This window comes from Abyssisolibacter fermentans, from assembly GCF_001559865.1.
Classification (GTDB): Bacteria; Bacillota; Clostridia; order Tissierellales; family MCWD3; genus Abyssisolibacter; species Abyssisolibacter fermentans.
Window position 1 is genome coordinate 1 of record NZ_LOHE01000011.1, and the last position, 813, is coordinate 813.

Annotated in this window: 1 protein-coding gene; it reads right to left on the reverse strand. The window is 32.5% G+C overall.

The features are described from left to right. A partial coding sequence (locus tag AYC61_RS00990) for an IS256 family transposase (RefSeq protein ID WP_156456282.1) occupies positions 1-727 on the reverse strand: 727 nt, incomplete at its 3' end. Between the last annotated feature and the right edge of the window lie 86 nt (positions 728-813).

An 813-nucleotide genomic window follows, 5' to 3' on the forward strand; every position in this document is an offset into this window, starting at 1 on the left:
CTTCTTTTAGACCGGCTAGCCCATCAACACAAAACATTAAAACATCGTCTACGCCTCTATTTTTCAAATCATTAAGCACTCCTAGCCAAAACTTAGACGTTTCATTTTCTCCAATCCAGATACCTAATATGTCTTTAAAACCATCTAAATTAACGCCAAGAACTATATAGGCTGCTTTGCTTCTTATTTGACCATCTTCTCTAACTTTGTAAAGTATAGCATCCATAAATATGAATGGATAAACAGATTCTAACGGTCTATTTTGCCACTCTTTAATTTGAGGTATTATTGTATCGGTAATTTTACTTACCATTTCTGCAGACATTTCTATGCCGTATATTTCATTTATTTGTTCATGTATATCTCTCGTTGACATCCCTCTTGCATAAAGAGATATTACTTTTTCTTCTATACCTGATATGTTTCTTTTATTCTTTGGAACAACAACTGGCTCAAAATCGCCATTTCTATCTCGAGGTACTTCTAACGGCAATTCACCATATTGTGTTTTCACTGTTTTTTCTGTATATCCATTCCTACGGTTTTTTGTCTGTTTATTTTTCTTATCTCCTTTTGAATAACCTAATTCCACTTCTAATTCAGCTTCTAGCATTTCTTGAAGTGCATCTTTAAACATATCCTTTAGATAGCTATGAAGATCTCCTGCTGTTTTCAAATTACCTTGTGTAATCATTTCTCTTAATACTTCTTTTGGTAAAGTACTCATAAAAAAACGCTCCCTTCTGGTTATATTTTGATTATTGCCAGATTAGAGCGTTTTATTTCTAAAAGCACAGATTAATTTATATTACC